Here is a 15,813-nt window from a genome sequence, read left to right on the forward strand (position 1 = left end):
TTGTAACGCAAAGGCCACCGAGTATCTCGGTGGCCTTTCTTATACACATTGAACCAGAGGGGCTACTCCAGGTAGGTGTAGCCCTCGAGGCCTTCGGTCAGGCTAGCGGCAAAGTGCGCCTGCTCCTCCTGAGAGAAACCGCTCGTGACCAGCTGCTCGGTGAGCTTCTGTTTCAGTACGCGGGCATCGAAATTGACGTAAGCCAGTACGTTGGCCACTGTGTCGCCCGCCTGGGGGTTAGAGAGCACCCACTCGCCGTCAGCGCTGAGCGCCGCATCGACGGAGTCGGTGTCGCCGAACAAGTTATGTAGGTCTCCGAGAATCTCTTGGTACGCTCCTACTAGGAAGAAGCCCAGCCAGCGCTCGTCATCGTTGGCCCACTCGGGTAGCGGCAGAGTGCTTTCTACCCCTTGTCCATCCACGTAACTATCGATACGCCCATCGGAATCGCAGGTGATGTCCTGAATCACCGCACGGCGAGTCGGCGCTTTGTCCAAACCGGTGAGAGGCAGCACGGGGAAGATCTGCTCGATGCCCCATACGTCCGGCACCGACTGGAACAGCGAGAAGTTGACGAACAGCTTGTCGGCGAGCTTTTCGGCCAGCTCGTCCATGATCTCGCGGTGAGCGCGATTGCGCGTATCCAGCTTACCGCGCAGGCGCGTGCAGGCGGCCATGTAAAGGCGTTCGCCCTCGGCACGGGCGTTGATGCTGCTCAGACCCAGAACGAAACGGTCGTGTAGCTCGCTAACTGCCTGCAACAGATCGTGCCACGCCTCGACCAGCACCCGCGGTTCTTGGGTCTCGGCCAACTGGTCGAACACCCGCCACAGCTCTTCGACCTGCGGGTCCTGCTCTTGCGTTGCCCGCTCTGGCGGCGTGTCGTTGACACGCTCTTCGCCGATCACGTTGGTGATCAGCACTGCGTGGTGGGCGGTGAGCGAGCGGCCCGATTCGCTGATCAAGTGCGGCTGGGGCAGGTCAGCCTCCTGGCAGAGCTGGGAGAACGCGCTGACCACGTTGCGGGCGTACTCCTGCATGGAGTAGTTCGCCGAGCAGTAGCTGCGCGAGCGGGTGCCTTCGTAGTCGATGCCCAAGCCGCCACCGACGTCGACGGTGTCGATGGGCGCGCCCAGACTCATTAGATTCTGATAAAAGCGGGCGCATTCGCGCAGGCCGCGCTGAATGTCGCGAATGTTGGCGATCTGCGAGCCTAGATGGAAGTGCACGAGCTGCAGGCTCGCCAAGGCATCTTCGACGCGCAGGGTGTCGACCACTTCCAAAATCTGGCTGGCGGTGAGGCCGAACTTCGATTTCTCGCCGCCCGTGTTCTGCCACTTCCCTTTACCCACCGAGGACAGGCGTGCTCGCAGGCCAATGCGCGGCGTCACGTCCAGCTCGCGGGCCTCCTCGAGAATCAGCGCCAGCTCGGAGAGTTTCTCCACCACGAGGTACACTTTGTGGCCGAGCTTCTCGCCCAGCAGCGCCAGGCGCACGTACTCGCGGTCTTTATAACCATTGCACACGATCAGTGACGAGCCGCCATCCGACAGCGCCAACACTGCCAGCAGCTCCGGCTTGCTTCCGGCTTCCAGGCCGACGCGGCCGTTACCGCGCTCGGAGGTCGCCAAAATCTCCTCCACGACGCGGCGCTGCTGGTTCACTTTGATGGGGTAAACGGCGGTATAGCCGCCTTGGTAGTCCACGTCCCGCATGGCGGCATCGAAGGCACCGCAGAGCTGCTCGACGCGGTCGTGGAGAATGTCGCTAAAGCGCACCAGTACCGGCAGGCGCAGCCCGGCGCTTTGCAGCTGGCGGACCAGCGCGCTGATGGGCAGCGCAGGGCCTTCCGCATCGCTGCCGAGTGGGCGCACCAGGGCTTGGCCGTGGTCGTCGACGTCGAAGTAACCGCTGCCCCACTGGTCCATGTTCCACGTGCGGCGGGCACGCACGGCGGGGCTACTGCTCGTTGCCATGTCACTCATGAAGATGCCTCTGGAATGGGAAGTGCGCCCCACGCGATGCGTGCCTTGAGAATCACGCGGAAGCGTTCGGGGTCATGGGGAGTCAAGTCGTGGGCCGGCGGGTCGACATACACCACCAGAAGCCGCGACAGCCAGTAGCGCAGAGCCGTCATCCGCAGCATGGTCGGCCACAGGGTGCGCTCGGTCTCGGTAAGCGGACGACGTGCTTGGTAGGCGCTCAAAATCGCATGGTAGCGCTCGGCATTCAGCGAGCCATCCTCATTGGAGGCCCAGTCGTTGATTACGATGGCGAGATCGAACAGCAGGTCGCCAGTGCAGCCGTTGTAGAAATCGATGATGCCGCCGAGGCTGTCGCCTTCGTACAGCGTATTGTCGCGGAACAGGTCGCCGTGCAGCGCCCCCTGGGGCAGCGCGCCGTGCTGATGGAACTCGCTCTCGACATCGTCGACTTCGTTTTTCATCAGCGTCTGATCGTCGGGGCTGATGTAGGTGAGCACCTTATGGTGGACCGCTCGCAGCCAGTGCAGGTCGCGGGGGTTGGGGCGGTGCCCAGGAAACCGTTGCGACACTTTATGCAGTTGACCAAGAGTAGTGCCCAGCGCATGACACTGCGCCAAGTTGGGGGCGCTGGGGTGTTTGCCCGGTAGGCGCGGGAACAGTAGCGCGGGCTTGCCCGCCAAGCTATGTAGGGCAACGCCCTCACGGTCGTGAATGGTGCCCGGTACCGGCAGGCGGTGCTCGTCTAGGTAGTCGAGCAGTTCCACGAAAAACGGCAGCTCTTCGTGCTCGCCCTGTTCGAACAGGGTGAGCACCAGCTCGCGGCGGTCGGTGGTCACGAAAAACGTCGAATTCTCCGTGCCGCCGGCCACACCCTGAAGTGCGACAAAGCTGCCAACATCGAATTTTTCCAAAAACGCGGCGACCTGTGCGTCGCTAAGCGGGGTGAATACTGCCATGAGGATCTCGCCCAGGTTGCTAAGCCCATTATTGTAGCGGCTTGCCGCACGAGTTGGCAGCGTTGTGTGGCGATGCGCCTCGTGTTTTACGGCTCTTTTCTGCAGGCCCGGCGTTGAACGCGTATCATAGAGAGCAGACATCCTTACCGTTTTGCTGACTATGGAATTTGGTTATGGCCCGTGCCCCAATCGTGCTCGTCGATGGCTCTTCGTACCTCTACCGCGCGTTTCATGCGCTGCCGCCGCTAACGACCTCTAACGGTCAGCCGACCGGGGCCGTGAAGGGCGTACTGAACATGCTCAAACGGCTGATGAAAGACTACCCCGATAGCCCCATGGCGGTGGTGTTCGACGCGCCGGGTAAAACCTTCCGCGATGAGCTGTACAGCGATTACAAGGCCCATCGTCCGCCCATGCCGGACGACCTTCGCAGCCAAATCGAACCGCTGCACGCCTGTGTCAAAGCACTCGGCCTGCCGCTGCTGTGCATCGAAGGGGTCGAGGCGGATGACGTGATCGGCACGTTGGCGCACCACGCCACTCAGGCTGGCCGCGACGCGGTGATCTCCACCGGCGATAAGGACATGGCCCAACTGGTGAACGGTCACATCACGCTGGTCAACACCATGAAAGAGGAAACCCTCGATGAAGCGGGCGTGGAGGAGAAGTTTGGCCTTCCTCCCGCACTGATCATCGACTTCCTCGCGCTGATGGGCGACAAGGTGGATAACATCCCCGGCGTGCCTGGGGTGGGCGAAAAAACCGCCATCGGTCTGCTGCAAGGTATGGGCGGCGGTTTGGACACGATTTATGGCGATTTAGAACGCGTGACCACCCTCGGTTTCCGTGGCGCGAAAACGTTACCCAAAAAACTGGAAGAGCATCGGGAGCAGGCCTTTCTCTCTTATCAGCTGGCCACCATCAAAACCGACTGCGACTTGCCCGTGGGATTGGATGATTTGGACATTGCCCACCCGGACCGCGAAGCGCTGGTCGAGCTGTACAAACAGATGGAGTTCAAACAGTGGCTCGCCGAGCTGCTGGAAGGTAACGACGAAGGCGTGGACGATGTGGCAGGCGGTGAGCCCGTCTCGGAAGCAGCCGACAGCGCGACGGAGACGGCGCCGACCGAGCGCCACGACCATGTGATTACCGAGCAGGCCGAGCTGGAGGCGTGGCTCGAACGGCTCAACGAAGCCGAACGCTTCTGCTTCGATCTGGAAACCACCAGCCTGAACTATATGGATGCCGATATCGTCGGCGTGGGGATTGCATTGAAGGCAGGCGAGGCCGCCTATATTCCGTTGGCTCATGATTATCTGGACGCCCCGGCCCAGTTGGACCGCCACACGGTTCTCCAGGCGTTGAAGCCGCTACTGGAAGATCCTGCCAAGACCAAGATTGGCCAGAACCTGAAGTACGATATCTCCGTGCTCGCCAACGTGGACATTCATGTCGTGGGGCCGCTGGCGGACACCATGCTGGCCTCTTACGTGCTCAACTCCACCGCCACGCGTCACGATATGGACTCGCTGGCGTTGAAGTACCTGGGTGAGAAAACCATTTCCTTCGAAGAGATCGCAGGCAAAGGGGCCAAGCAGCTCACCTTCAACCAGATCGCCCTGGAGCAGGCGGCGCCTTACGCCTGTGAGGACGTCGACATCACCCTGCGCCTACAAGAGTCGTTGCGCCCGCAGGTCGAACGGGAAGGGCGTTTGGCCGAGGTGCTCGACCACCTCGAACTGCCGCTGATCAACGTGCTGTCGCGCATCGAGCGCAATGGCGTTGCCCTCGATGCAGAGCGCCTTCACGAACAGAGCCAGCAGCTCGAACAGCGTATCCGTGAGTTAGAGAGCGAGGCCTTCGAGCTGGCGGGCCGCGAGTTCAATCTGGGCTCGCCCAAGCAGTTAGGGCAGATTCTGTTCGACGAGCAGAAAATCCCGGTGATCAAGAAAACGCCCAAAGGCGCGCCCTCCACGGCGGAAGCGGTACTCGAAGAGCTGGCGCTAGACTACCCGCTGCCTAAAGTCATCATGCAGCACCGTGGCCTGGCCAAGCTGAAATCCACCTACACCGATAAGCTACCGCGCCTGCTCAACAAGACGACGGGGCGGGTTCACACCAGCTATCACCAGGCGGTCACGGCGACCGGGCGGCTGTCGTCGTCGGACCCCAACCTGCAGAACATTCCCATCCGCACCGAGGAGGGGCGCAAGATTCGCCAGGCGTTCGTGGCGCGCCCTGGCTACCGCATCGTCGCAGCGGACTACTCGCAGATCGAGCTGCGCATCATGGCGCATCTATCTGAAGACAAAGGGCTGCTAGAGGCGTTTGCCGAAGGGCGCGATATCCACACCGCGACGGCGGCGGAAGTCTTCGGCACCTCGCTGGACAAGGTCTCCGCCGACCAGCGGCGCAGTGCGAAAGCCATCAACTTTGGCTTGATCTACGGCATGAGTGCCTGGGGGCTCTCTCGCCAGCTGCACATTGACCGTAACCAGGCGCAAACCTACATCGACCGTTACTTCGACCGCTACCCCGGTGTGGCCCGCTATATGGACCGTATTCGTACCCAGGCGGCGGAAGATGGCTTCGTCGAAACCGTGATGGGACGGCGGCTTTACCTGCCAGAGATCCACTCACAAAACCGCAGCCGACGACAAGGCGCCGAGCGTACGGCGATCAACGCGCCCATGCAGGGCACGGCGGCGGATATCATCAAGCAGGCGATGATCGACGTAGATACGTTGCTAGCGGAGGGAGAGTTCGATGCACTGATGGTCATGCAGGTACACGATGAACTGGTGTTCGAAGTGGCCGAGGCCCAGGTAGATCGCTTTATCGAGCAGGTGCAGGCGCGCATGCAGGCGGCGGCATCGCTCAACGTCCCGCTGATTGTAGAAGCGCAAAGCGGCGCGAATTGGGATGAAGCTCACTAACGAACGAGAGAGCACTCGCCAATAACACACAACCCCCACAGCGGTCGCTGCGGGGGTTGTGTTGAGTGCGTTACTTAAGCACCGGCTTCAAAAGCGGGTGCCCAAGCCGCGCTTAACGCCAGCTAACGCGGTCGAAGATACGTACCGCTTCCGGGTTGTTCTCACCCAGGATGCTGATGTTGATGTCGTCTTTGGCGAAATCGCCCCAAGACTCCAGCACCGGGTTTTTCTTCACGCCCTCGACCACCGGGAACTCGTAGTTACGCTCGGCCAGCACTTCCTGCGCTTCGTCGGAGGCCAGGAACTCCAGGAAGCGAATACCGTTTTCTGGGTTTTGAGCGTTGGCAACCAAGCCTGCACCGCCCACGTTCACGTGGGTGCCACGGTCATCCTGGTTGGGGAAGATCACGCCTACTTTGCGTGCGGCTTCACGCTCGGCGGCATCGTCAGAGTGCAGCAGACGCACGTAGTAGTAGTGGTTGGCGACGGCGAGGTTACACTCACCGCTGGCAACGCCGAGAATCTGATCCGTGTCACCGCCTTCTGGGTCGCGAGCCATGTTATTCACGACGCCCTGGGCCCACTCTTGCGCGCCCTCTTCGCCGTGGTGCTCGATCATCGACGCCAGCAGAGACTGGTTGTAAATGTTATTGGACGAGCGAATGCACACTTGGCCTTCGAACTGTGGATCGGCCAGGTCTTCGTACGTGGCGATCTGGCTCGGGTCGAAGTTTTCGCGGTTGTAGAAAATGACCCGCGCACGCTGGCTAAAGCCAAACCACATGCCTTCCGGATGACGCATGGAGGCCGGCAGGCGCTCGTTGAGTACCTCGGATTCGACGCTCTGGAACAGGCCATCTTGCTCGGCACGCCACAGGTTGCCCGCATCGACGGTCAACATGACGTCAGCAGGACTGGCCACGCCCTCACGCTGCATACGCTCCATTAGCTGGTTGGCGTCGCCTTCCAGCACGTTGACTTCAATACCCGTTTCGTCGGTGAACGCTTGGTAGAGAATTTCATCAGAGTCGTAATGACGAGCAGAGTAGATGTTGACTTCGTTAGCGAGTGCGCTGCTGGCAAACGCGGAGCCGGCCATGATGGCGGCAACGGAAGCCGAGAGACGTGCCTTTTTCATAAATAGCATCCTGAATGTTTATGATAATAAGTTGCATTAGCGCCGTAGGCTATTGAAACGTCTTGTTCAACACACGTCAAGTGAAATGGTAATGACACGCATCCCTTTTTATGTCAGGCGGGTCCGCGCAAGACGTGCATCTCTCGTTGATAGAAAATAGAATGCAAATACCTTTCAACCGTGTTTGCAATATCCATATGCTCAGCGCTATGTTGCGAACAACTCATGGGTGAACGAATGACGGCAACAGTGTCCCTTTCTGAGGTGGCTGCGCCCGCATCGGCGCTATCGCTGCGCGGTGTGCAGCATACGTTTGCAGCCAATCACGTCGTTAAGGGCATCGATCTCGATATCGCCCAGGGCGAGGTGGTCTGTTTGCTTGGCCCGTCTGGCTGCGGTAAAACCACGCTACTGCGCATCGCCGCAGGGCTCGAAGTGGTTCAAGAGGGCACCGTCAGTCTAGAAGGGCAGGCCATCGCTGCTCCCGGTAGACGTCATGTGCCGCCGGAGAAGCGCAATGTCGGGCTGGCGTTTCAAGACTCTGCCCTTTTTCCGCACTTGAGCGTGCTGGAAAACGTCACTTTTGGTTTGAAGCATCTGCCCTCTGGCCAGCGCCGCGCCCGAGCGCTGGAGCTATTGGCACAGCTGGGCATGGCCGATTACGCCGAGACTTACCCCCATATGCTCTCGGGTGGCCAGCAGCAGCGGGTGGCGCTGGCTCGCGCCCTGGCGCCCACCCCAAAATTGATGTTATTGGATGAGCCCTTCTCTAGCCTGGATGCCCGGCTACGTGATCGGATTCGCGACGATACGCTGCACGTGTTGAAAAAGCTGGGGTCTGCGACGCTGCTGGTTACCCACGACCCGGAAGAGGCGATGTTCATGGCCGACCGCATCGCCCTGATGCGCGATGGTAGGATCGTGCAGACGGGCACGCCGCGAGAGCTGTACTGCGCCCCGGTCGACCCGTTCGTCGTGACGTTTTTCGGTGAAGTCAACGAGCTCGAGGGCGTGGTAAAAGGCGGTGTCGTGCAAACGCCGGTGGGGCCCGTGGACGCAAGCTGGCTGCCCGAAGGCAGCGCCGCGCAGGTGATGATTCGCCCTGAGGCGCTGCGCATCAAAGAGCGCGATCTGCCGGCCGACGCTCATAGCCACAGCCATGTGGTGATGGCAAAGCTGCTCGGCCGCACGAGTTTGATTCACCTCTGCGCCCACGGCGCAAAGGGCCAGGAGGCACACCTCCACGCCCGTGTGCCGGGTGTTTTCCTCCCCCAAGAGGGACAGCCGATCGATATCGACCTCGACCACTCCCAGGTGTTTATCTTTCCGCGTTAAGCGCCTTGTTTTGTAAGGCGTCCGCTTACTCGGCTTGGCTGCCCGGGCGCGCCCGGCGCATCGCCAAGCTAAGAAGGATCACCGGCAAAATACCCACCACCACGATGGTTAACGAGGCCGTGGAGGCCTCCGCCAAGCGTTCGTCGGACGCCAAGCTATGGGCGCGCACCGCCAGGGTATCGAAGTTGAACGGGCGGAGAATGATCGTGGCGGGCAGCTCCTTCATCACATCCACGAACACCAGAATGCCAGCCGCCAGCAGGCTGCTGCGCATCAGCGGCGTATGAATGCGCCGTAGCGTCCCTCCAGCGGTTTGTCCCAGTGTACGTGAGGCGGCGTCCATGCTCGGGGTGACCTTGCCCAAGCTTGCCTCGACCGCGTTGAACGAGACGGCCAGAAAGCGCACGACGTAAGCGTAAATCAATATGAACGCCGTGCCGCTGAAGACTAGCCCGATGATGGTGTCGTAATGGGTGTGCAGCCAGGTATTAATGGCATTATCTAGCCAGGCAAACGGAATCAAAATCCCCACGGCCACCACCGACCCCGGAATGGCGTAGCCCATGGCCGCGATGCGGGTAAACAGCCGCGCGCTGGGGGAGTCGTGCAGCCGCACGCCGTAGCTCAGCAGCACCGCTAGCCCCACGGCAATCAGCGCTGCAACCGTCGCGAGGCTCAGGCTGTTCATGGCAAAGCCGATGAAGCGCGTACCGAACAGCCGGTCCCCGGTGGTGATCGCCATTTCCAACAGAATGCCGCTGGGCAGCAAGAAGCCAACGGTGATCGGTAACAGGCAGGCCAGCGTCGCCCCGACGGCGTGCCAGCCGTGCAACCGGTACTCAGGCAACTGTTGATAGCGGTTGGTGGTGTGGAAGTAGCGGCGCTTACCCCGCGACCAGCGCTCCAGCAGCACGAAGGCGATCACGAAGGTCAGCAGGCAGGCGGCAAGCTGGGCCGCAGCAATCGGCTCACCCAGGCCAAACCAGGTGCGGTAAATACCCGTGGTGAAGGTATCCACGCCAAAGAACTGGACCGCGCCGAACTCATTGAGGGTTTCCATCAAGACCAGCGAGACGCCGCCTACCAGCGCCGGGCGCGCCAACGGCAGCGCCACGCTGGCAAACAGCCGCCAGGGGCCTCGCCCCAATGTTCGTCCCACATCCAGCACACACACCGATTGTTCTAAAAAGGTGGCACGGGCCAGCAGGTAGACATAGGGGTAGAGCACGAAGGTAATTAGCGTGGCGGCACCGCCCAACGAGCGCACGTTGGGGAAGTAGTAGTCGCCCACCTGCCAGTCGAACCACTCCCGCAGCAGGCTTTGTAGCGGCCCGGCCACCTGTAGAAAGTCGGTGTAGGCGTAGGCGATCACGTACGTCGGCACGGCCAGCGGCAGTAGAAGCGCCCACTCGAACAGACGCTTGCCGGGAAAGCGACACATGACCACCAGCCAGGCGGTGCCGGTGCCGATCACCAAGGTGCCTAGCCCGACCCACAGTACCAGCCAAAACGTGTTGGAAAGATAGCGCGGTAAAACGGTACTGGCCAAGTGCTGCCAAACGCCTTCGGTGGGCATCACGATATGCGCGAGTACGACTAAGATGGGCAGCGCCACGATCAGCGCAATCAAGAACAGCGTCACTGACCAAGGGCTGAGCGACAGCGTAAAGCGCGAGGCGAAACCTGACAGCAGAGCCGTGGGTGAGCGGCGAGCAGGCGTAGACACGTCGTGAACTCCTAGGACGAGAGGCAGCGTGGCTCGTCAATGCGAAAAGATAGCGGCTGCAAATAGTATCACCTGGGCTGACAGGGTGCAGCCAGCATTCCTGCCGTCACATCGACAGGCAAAAAAAATCCCTCCGCAGCGCGAAGGGATGTGTGGTACCGAAAATGACGCGGTCAGTAACCGACCATCAGGCTCGGCAGGCCGGTAATCAAGCCGGGGAAGATCGACATCAAGATACACGCCAAAAGGATGATGATGACGAACGGCACCACCGCTTTATAGAGATCGACGATCTCGACCCCAGGCGGCGCCACTCCTTTTAGATAGAACAGCGCATAGCCAAATGGCGGGGTTAGGAAGGAGGTTTGCAGCACCACGGCCACCATCACCACGAACCACAATACGTCGACGCCCATTTGGGCGATGATGGGCAGCATGATCGGGAAGCTCAGCAGTACGATGCCGGTCCAATCCAGGAACATACCCAAAATGAAGACCAGGAACAGCATTAGAAGCAGCGCACCAAAGGTGCCACCCGGCATGGCCAGGACGAAGTCGCTGATCACCGTCATACCGCCACCAATGGAGAACACGCCGGTAAACGCCGTGGCGCCCACCAGTACCAGCATCACCATGGTGGTGGTTTTGCCCGCTTCGATCAGCGTGTTGTAGCAAGTCGAGAGCTTACGGTCGCCAAAGATCAAGAACAGCAAGAAGGCGATAAACACGCCAATCGCCGAGGCCTCGGTCGCGGTGGCGATCCCGGTAAATAGAGCACCGAGCACGCCCAGGATCAGCGACATCGGCGGTACGACGTATTTACCCAGCATGATCAGCAGCGCTTTGGTGCTGACCTCGGCGCGCTCTTCTTTCGGCACTTTGGGGCCGTAGCTGGGTTTCAGCCAGCAGATCAGCACCACGTATAGAGCGTACATCACCCCCAACAGCAGGCCGGGCACCAGCGCTCCGGCAAACAGCGCGCCCACCGATACGGGCGAGTAGCTGGCCATCAAAATCAGCATGATGCTGGGCGGAATCAAAATGCCTAGACAGCCGCTCGCCATGATCACGCCCGCGCTGAGCTCTTTGTTGTAGCCATACTTCAGCATCGGCACCAGCGCGATCATCCCCATGACGGCGATGGACGCCCCGACGATGCCGGTGGTGGCGGCCAGCAGTACCGAGACCACGACCACGGTTAGCGCCAGGCCACCGCGTACGTTGGCCAACAGTAGTCGCATGGCGTCGAACATCTTCTCCGTGACGCCGGAGTCGTTGAGAAAGCGCGCCATCAAAATGAACAGTGGAATGGCGACCAGCACGTAGTTGTCCATGGCGTTGCCATAGACGTTGTTGATGATGATGCCCAGGGTATTGATACCGGGGCCTAGATACGCGCCGATGACCGCCATACCGCCCAGTACGAACGCCAATGGGTGCCCCATGAATAGCCCGACCAGCAGTCCGCCAAACATCACCAGCGTTAGTAGTTCTGCACTCATGCGGATGTCTCCTCACGCAGTTGCATGATGGCGCGTAGGACGATGGCAATCGCCTGCAGCAAAATCAGCGCAGCGGCCACGACGATGACCCCTTTCACCGGGTAAACGGGAATCGAGACCATGCCGTAAGTCGTTTCGCCACGGCTGAAGGAGCGCTCGAAAAAGGCCCAGCCGTAGGTCAGCAGCAGCCAAATGAACGGGACGAAAAAGACCAAATACCCAATGAGATCCAGCACGGCCTGCTTTTTACGGGATAGCAGCCGTTTCACCACGTCGACTTCCACGTGGGCGTGATGGCGCAGCCCGTAGGCGGCCATGAGCATGAAGTGGGCGCCAAACAGCATCTTCGTCACATCGAACGCCCAGTCGCTGGGGCGACCAAAGAAAAAGCGCGACACGATGTCGTAAAGCACGATAAGAGTAATGATGGCAATTAACGGCGCAATGATGCGGCCAAACAGCTCGTTAATCGCATCGATCGCCTTGGCAATCGCATTCATGGAAGATCTCCGCAACTGAGCTAAGGCCGCCCCGACAAGGGGAGGGGCGGCCATGTTACGCTTTTATAGTGAGTGCCTTATAAGCAGGCTTCGATCTCTTCCAGTGAGGGGAGGTTGTCCATGGTACGGCTCATGTTGAAGGGGGCCGTCACATCACGCCATGCGGCGTACTCTTGCAGGTAGGTGATCATGGAGTGGTAGACCTTGGCATGGTCTGGATTCTCACAGGCGCCGCGTACGATGACCTCGTTGGTGATCTCCTGGATGCGCGCCAGATCCTCTTCCGAGAACTGGTTGATGGTCACGCCCGCGTCGATGAACTTCTGAGTCGCTTCGGTGGACTCGCGCTCGGACCAGGAGAGTGACCACGCCATGGTGGCTTCGGCGGCAATACGCAGTTTGGCCTGGGTCTCTTCGGAGAGGGCATCCCACGCGTCTTTATTGATCATGACGCCGAACACGCTCGCTGACTGGTGCCAGCCGGGGGTCGCCCAGTAGTCGGCGACTTCGGCAAAGCCTGCATTGAAGTCAACGCCAGGGGTGGAGAACTCACCTGCGTCGATCACCCCACGCTCGATGGCTTGGTATACTTCACCACCGGCCAGCGTGACTTGGGAACCGCCCAGCTCTTCGAGTACGCGGCCCTGGTCACGGCCAGAGAGACGCAGGCGCTTGCCTTCTAGGTCGGCGATGCTCTCGATGGGCGTGCGGCCCATGAAACCCGATTCGTTGTTGGTGATGCCGTAGGGCAGGTACACCATGTTGTACTGGCCGTAGATCTCTTGGTAGAGCTCGAAGCCGCCCCACTGTTGGATCCAGTTCAGATAATCGACACCGTTGAACAAACTGGTGGTGGTGGCCAGCGGCGAGAACGCCGGGTTCAGACCCGCCCAGTAGCCGGGCCAGTCGCCTGCGGCTTGAATCGCACCGGTTTCGGTCGCATCGAATACCTCGGTGCCCGGCATCAAGGTGCCGCCTGCGCGGAAATTGATTTGGACTTCATCGCCCGCCAGTTGGTTGACCAGCTCGGCCCAGTGCTGATCGATCTTGATCAGGTCGAGGTTCTCCGGCCACGTGGTGGTCATGGTCCACTGCTCCTGCGCTTGAGCGGTAGACGTGAGGGCGGCGAAGGCGACGCCAGCGGCAAGGCTGGTGAGTGCGAATTTTGTGGTCTTTTTCATTGTATGTTTCCTGGTACTTTGGCGGTTAGCGTTATTAGTGTTGGAGACCTGAAAGCAGGAAAGTACAGCAGCATGCTGACGTTTACGTAAAGTAAAACAACGCTGCGCTGCATCGCTAAGCTAGCACACTCCACCCGCTGCAGCGCAATATCAGTAAATCAAGGAAGTTAACGCGACAGCCATCGCAGAGATAATGTGGAAAAAGCCGTTAAAACATTGCTTTAAAAGGTACTTCTACGATCTTTACCCCGTCTTGAGGGGTGAGAAAACGTTGAAAAGCCCGGGTTTGTTCAACCAAAGTTGTAAGAGAATTCTTGCCTAAGGAGTCGCTATGAGCGGGTCACGCCACGCCGAGCCCACCTTATCCCGCGAACGCATCGACAGAGACGCCGCCACGCTCATCTGCCATGCCCGCCGTTTAAAGCAGCGGGGCTGGCGCGGACTGGTGTGGTTAAGCGGTGTGCCGGAGCAGGCCCGTCAGCAAGCGTTGGCGCTGTGGCAGGCCGCCGACTGGCAGACGCCACTGTGGGTAGGCGATGCCCAACAGGCCCCTGTCTCAGCCAGTTTATCTAGCCGTAAAGCGCGTACCCGGCTGGGGGCCGAGCACCAGCTCGTGATTCTCGATGCCAGTGGCCACGAAGGGCTGGATCCCGATGCGCTGGGCGCGCTGGCGGGGACGGTGAGTGCGGGCGGTCTTCTGGTGCTGATGACGCCCTCGGCTTGGGGTAGACAGCCCGATCCCAACTACGCTCGCTTTGCCGATTACCCCTGGCCTTGGGAGCACTTTAGTGCCCACTATTTGGCGCGTTTGGCGCGCTTGCTGAGGGCGTCGAATCAGGTGGTGCGCTGGCCTGTGGGAGGGGCACTGCGGTTGCCGATCCTGGGCAAACGGCCAAGCGCCCCTGAGCCCAGTGAAGACGCGGACTGTCTTTCCGCGGACCAAGCCTTGGCGGTGAGCGCGCTGGTCAAGCTCAAGCGGCGTCGGCCGCTGGTCGTGACTGCCGACCGAGGTCGGGGCAAGAGCGCCGCACTGGGCATCGCCTGCGCACGGCTACTGCAGCAAAGCGACGGTGGCGAGTGGCTGCTCACCGCGCCTCGGCTAAGCGCCGTGGAAAGCGTCTTCAACCGTGTGGCGGCGCTGTGCCCGGCGCTGCAGCGCCACGGCCCCGCCGAGGTGTCGCTGGCCAACGGCAGTCGGTTGCGCTTTTTGCCACCGGATGTCCTAACGGAGCTCGTCGAACAGGGTACGTTGGGGGGCAGTGGCAGTACGCTGCTGGTCGATGAGGCCGCTGCCATTCCCGCCTCGCTGTTGGGGCGCTGGCTGTCGGCGTTTCCGCGCATTGCCTTCGCCACCACGGTGCATGGCTACGAAGGCTCTGGGCGCGGTTTTGCGCTGCGTTTTCGCGATGTATTGGACCGCCAAGCACCCCACTGGCGCGAGCTAACGCTGCAAACGCCGATACGCTGGTCGACCGGAGACCCGCTGGAGGCGCTCATCCAGCGCTTGCTCTTATTGGATGCGCCGCTACCTAACGCAACTCCTTCACAAGACGAGTTGCCAGCGAGCGTCGTGCTCAGCCAAGCGCAGCTCGCGAGTCAGGATGCACGATTAGAAACGCTGTTTGGTCTGCTGGTGCAGTCCCACTACCGCACCACGCCGAGCGATTTACGCCAACTGCTGGATGGCCCCGGCACGGGACTACGCATGATACCCAGCCGCGACGGGGACGACCCGCAAGCCGTTCTGGTCACCCGCGAGGAGGGCGGCTTCGCGGCCGAGCTGGCCGACCAGGTGGCCAGGGGCGAACGCAGGCCCCAGGGGCATTTGCTGGCGCAGTCGCTCGCAGCCCATGGTGGCAGTCGAGCGGCCCTCATCGCCCGCTGGCGGCGGGTGGCGCGTATTGCCACGCATCCCCAGCGCCGCCGAGAAGGGCTGGGGCGACAGCTCCTGGAAGAGGATATCGATAGCGCCACCCAGCAAGGGCTGTCCCTGTATGGCGCCACCTTCGGGGCGGAAGCGTCGCTACTGCGCTTTTGGCTGGCGCTAGGGTTCGTACCTGTCCGTTTGGGCATGACCCGCGAAGCCGCCACCGGCGAGTATGCTGTGATGGTCGCCAGGGCGCTCAACCCCGAGGGGCACGCGGTGCTGGACACCTTGAGGAGCGGCTTTGCCGCTTCGCTGCCTAGCCTGCTGGCCTTCGAGCTGGCCGCATTGCCTGCGTCGGTCGTGGCGCTGCTGCTCGCTGCACTGCCCGCTCAGCCGCTCGGCACGGCCGAGCGCCAAGCCATTCATGACGTGGCTTATGCCCGTCGCGACCCTGCGCTGGCCCGACCCGCGCTCCAGGCGCTAGCGCGGGAAGCCAGTCGACAGCCGCTGGGCGAAGCTCAGCAGGCGCACCAGCAGCTCGCCGCCTGGGCCTACCAAAACCAGCCGCTGGACAAGACCCAGAACCTCGCCGTGCAGCGCTTGCGCGAGTCGGCGCAACAGGTGATCACCGCGTGCGAGCTTTTCCCCAGTGAGCCAGAGCGGTAAAGTAAGTCGGTTATCGAT

The 15,813-nt window shown here is 61.0% G+C and carries 10 protein-coding genes; 3 read left to right on the forward strand and 7 right to left on the reverse strand.

Translation table 11 applies throughout. The annotated features are described in order from the left end of the window. Window positions 1–62: 62 nt before the first annotated feature. Window positions 63–1,985, reverse strand: coding sequence for a biosynthetic arginine decarboxylase (gene speA, locus FHJ80_RS06890; protein ID WP_139526289.1), 1,923 nt, complete (start codon window positions 1,983–1,985; stop codon window positions 63–65). Next, window positions 1,982–2,941, reverse strand: a complete 960-nt coding sequence (locus tag FHJ80_RS06895; protein WP_139526290.1) for a homoserine kinase — start codon at window positions 2,939–2,941, stop codon at window positions 1,982–1,984. The genes speA and FHJ80_RS06895 overlap by 4 nt, the downstream gene beginning before the upstream one ends. Window positions 2,942–3,114: 173 nt before the next feature. Between FHJ80_RS06895 and polA the strand changes: the two genes are divergently transcribed. Continuing rightward, on the forward strand, window positions 3,115–5,880 hold the full coding sequence (polA, locus tag FHJ80_RS06900) for a DNA polymerase I (RefSeq protein WP_139526291.1): 2,766 nt from the start codon (window positions 3,115–3,117) through the stop codon (window positions 5,878–5,880). 112 nt (window positions 5,881–5,992) lie between these two features. Here polA and FHJ80_RS06905 read toward each other — a convergent pair whose 3' ends face one another. Further along, a complete protein-coding gene (locus FHJ80_RS06905; RefSeq protein ID WP_139526292.1) occupies window positions 5,993–7,018 on the reverse strand; it encodes a Fe(3+) ABC transporter substrate-binding protein in 1,026 nt (341 codons plus the stop codon). A 237-nt stretch (window positions 7,019–7,255) separates the two neighbouring features. Between FHJ80_RS06905 and FHJ80_RS06910 the strand changes: the two genes are divergently transcribed. Continuing rightward, window positions 7,256–8,353 carry an ABC transporter ATP-binding protein gene (locus FHJ80_RS06910; protein WP_139526293.1) on the forward strand — a complete coding sequence of 366 codons (1,098 nt, stop codon included), beginning with the start codon at window positions 7,256–7,258 and terminating at the stop codon, window positions 8,351–8,353. A gap of 25 nt (window positions 8,354–8,378) precedes the next feature. Here the strand turns inward: FHJ80_RS06910 and FHJ80_RS06915 are convergent, their stop codons facing one another. The 4 genes from FHJ80_RS06915 to dctP form a co-directional block, all read right to left on the reverse strand. After that, window positions 8,379–10,079, reverse strand: a complete 1,701-nt coding sequence (locus FHJ80_RS06915; protein WP_139526294.1) for an iron ABC transporter permease — start codon at window positions 10,077–10,079, stop codon at window positions 8,379–8,381. Window positions 10,080–10,252: 173 nt separating this feature from the next. Next, a complete protein-coding gene (locus tag FHJ80_RS06920; RefSeq protein WP_196781559.1) occupies window positions 10,253–11,581 on the reverse strand; it encodes a TRAP transporter large permease subunit in 1,329 nt (442 codons plus the stop codon). Then, complete coding sequence (locus FHJ80_RS06925; RefSeq protein ID WP_139526296.1) at window positions 11,578–12,081, reverse strand: TRAP transporter small permease subunit; 504 nt, start codon at window positions 12,079–12,081, stop codon at window positions 11,578–11,580. Before FHJ80_RS06925 ends, FHJ80_RS06920 begins: the two co-directional genes overlap by 4 nt. A 77-nt stretch (window positions 12,082–12,158) precedes the next feature. After that, on the reverse strand, window positions 12,159–13,262 hold the full coding sequence (dctP, locus tag FHJ80_RS06930) for a TRAP transporter substrate-binding protein DctP (protein WP_139526297.1): 1,104 nt from the start codon (window positions 13,260–13,262) through the stop codon (window positions 12,159–12,161). A 331-nt stretch (window positions 13,263–13,593) separates the two neighbouring features. On the opposite strand from dctP, the gene FHJ80_RS06935 reads away from it, so the two are divergent. Further along, window positions 13,594–15,795: a tRNA(Met) cytidine acetyltransferase TmcA gene (locus tag FHJ80_RS06935; RefSeq protein WP_139526298.1), complete on the forward strand. Its 2,202-nt coding sequence runs from the start codon at window positions 13,594–13,596 to the stop codon at window positions 15,793–15,795. Window positions 15,796–15,813 lie beyond the last annotated feature (18 nt).

This window comes from Halomonas sp. BL6 (assembly GCF_006228115.1).
Taxonomy (GTDB): Bacteria; Pseudomonadota; Gammaproteobacteria; order Pseudomonadales; family Halomonadaceae; genus Vreelandella; species Vreelandella piezotolerans.

What these genes read in the sequence shown, in the direction of transcription:
- speA (WP_139526289.1), bottom strand. Translation starts at nt 1,985, where the DNA reads ATGAGTGACATGGCAACGAGCAGTAGCCCCGCCGTGCGTGCCCGCCGC.
- FHJ80_RS06895 (WP_139526290.1), bottom strand. Translation starts at nt 2,941, where the DNA reads ATGGCAGTATTCACCCCGCTTAGCGACGCACAGGTCGCCGCGTTTTTG.
- polA (WP_139526291.1), top strand. Translation starts at nt 3,115, where the DNA reads ATGGCCCGTGCCCCAATCGTGCTCGTCGATGGCTCTTCGTACCTCTAC.
- FHJ80_RS06905 (WP_139526292.1), bottom strand. Translation starts at nt 7,018, where the DNA reads ATGAAAAAGGCACGTCTCTCGGCTTCCGTTGCCGCCATCATGGCCGGC.
- FHJ80_RS06910 (WP_139526293.1), top strand. Translation starts at nt 7,256, where the DNA reads ATGACGGCAACAGTGTCCCTTTCTGAGGTGGCTGCGCCCGCATCGGCG.
- FHJ80_RS06920 (WP_196781559.1), bottom strand. Translation starts at nt 11,581, where the DNA reads ATGAGTGCAGAACTACTAACGCTGGTGATGTTTGGCGGACTGCTGGTC.
- FHJ80_RS06925 (WP_139526296.1), bottom strand. Translation starts at nt 12,081, where the DNA reads ATGAATGCGATTGCCAAGGCGATCGATGCGATTAACGAGCTGTTTGGC.
- dctP (WP_139526297.1), bottom strand. Translation starts at nt 13,262, where the DNA reads ATGAAAAAGACCACAAAATTCGCACTCACCAGCCTTGCCGCTGGCGTC.
- FHJ80_RS06935 (WP_139526298.1), top strand. Translation starts at nt 13,594, where the DNA reads ATGAGCGGGTCACGCCACGCCGAGCCCACCTTATCCCGCGAACGCATC.